2 protein-coding genes are annotated in these 1,751 nt (G+C 55.9%); both read right to left on the reverse strand.

The features are described 5' to 3' along the window. On the reverse strand, window positions 1-1,136 hold a 1,136-nt coding region (locus NHH03_RS26310; protein ID WP_253161334.1), incomplete at its 3' end, for an IS91 family transposase. After that, window positions 1,137-1,751: tyrosine-type recombinase/integrase (locus NHH03_RS26315; protein WP_253161335.1), on the reverse strand; the 615-nt coding region annotated here is incomplete at its 5' end.

A 1,751-nucleotide genomic window follows, 5' to 3' on the forward strand; every position in this document is an offset into this window, starting at 1 on the left:
GCCAGTCGAATGTGCCAGATCCATTGGCCATCACTGCCGGTGATCCCTTGCAGTTCAAGCTCGCCACCACAGCGAGCGCACTTCGGTGGCTGGTGACGTGTCACTTCTGGCGGTGTCTTCGGATTGGACAGCCAATACGTCCAGCCAAGCCAAAGCCACACCAGCCAGCGCGCATCGGCCAACTGCAACTTGCAGTTGGAGCTCATGAATCCGTAGTAGCGAACTTTCCGAAAGCCGGGCGGCAAGATGTGCTGAGCGAAACTGCGAACGAACGATTCGCCATCAAGATGACGTGTTTTGTACTGACGCTTCCCTGACGGTTTGACCTTGTAGAAGACCCCGGAGTCATCCACTGCAGTGATCCGGTTGTCACAGATCGCGACTCGATAGACGTAGGGTGCCAAGTATTTTAAAACGGCCCCGCCGTCGCCGACCGGTTTGATGTTCACCACCCAGTCGAACTTCAACACCCCGGCAGGCAACTGATCATAAAGCCCGGCCTTGCGGAGCGCCTCAACGAACAGTTTTTTGTAGAGCTTCTTCGCCGGCAACGGATGAAACAAACGATCCGGTTTGACTTGCATCCACTTCGTCACGTCGGGACTGACACCGCCACCGGGAACTACAAAGTGCACGTGCGGGTGATAGGCCGTCAAGTCACGTCCCCAGGTATGCAGGACGCCGAAGAAGCCGACCTTGTCGCTACCGAGATTCTTGGGGTTTTTCAGGAGCGTGCGAATCGTTTCACTGCCGGCGGCGAAGATTGCCTCGTAGCCGGCTTCTGGATTGTCGCGCAGCAGCGACCGCAGTTCCTGAGGAACCGTGAAGGTGACGACAAAATGTTGCACCGGAAGCAGTTTGGCGGTCTGCTTGGCGAGCCAGGCTTGAGTCTTCTCTTTTTGACAGTTCGGGCAATGCCGATTGCCGCAGGAGCGACCGACCCAGTGTTGTGACATGCAGGACCGACAGCGATACATCACGTTACCCAGCTCACCCGTTTTGCAACGCGTGATCAGCCCCAGCACCTTACGGTGATGAGGCGGCATGCGAGCTTGGTACTTTGCGATGTATCCGGGCGCAAACTTTCGCAGTGCAGCGGCGACGGTGAAGTCCGTCGCCTCAACGACGGCGGGCATCTACTTGCCGGCTTTTTCGCGTCCGACAAACAATCGGTTGATGATCTGTCGCGAGTCGGCTTCACCGGTCTCGGTCAGATGCAGATAAATCATCGTCGTCTGCAAACTTTTGTGGCCAAGGTATTTCTGAATGGCTTTCAGGCTGACGCCGGCTTCCAATAGATGCGTGGCGTAGGAATGCCGAAGCGTGTGCGGCGAGACTTTTTTGCCAAAGTTCAATTGCTTGGTGATTTTCTTGGTGGCACCTTGAATCGTCGAGATGCTCATCGGGGTCTTGGACGTTGAACCGTCCTGATGATCACGGCCTTCAGCAGGGAACAGGAACGTCTGGTTGCGATGTGTGCTCCAGAGCAGACGCAGGACTGTGAGTGTTGATTCCGCCAGTGGGATGTAGCGATCCTTTGCGCCTTTGCCACGGTGGATGTGGACCATCATCCGCTCGCTGTCGATATCGCCGACGTGTAGGTTGACGGTTTCACCGATTCGCAAGCCGAGTGTGTAGGTGACCCAGATGAAGGCCTTCATGCGAAAGGTTCGGCAGAGATCGATCATCTCAAAGACTTGATTCTGCGTGATCACTTCCGGCAGCGCGGTGACTTGCTTGATTTTGGTTTG

Source organism: Stieleria tagensis, assembly GCF_024129865.1.
GTDB classification, from domain to species: Bacteria; Planctomycetota; Planctomycetia; order Pirellulales; family Pirellulaceae; genus Stieleria; species Stieleria tagensis.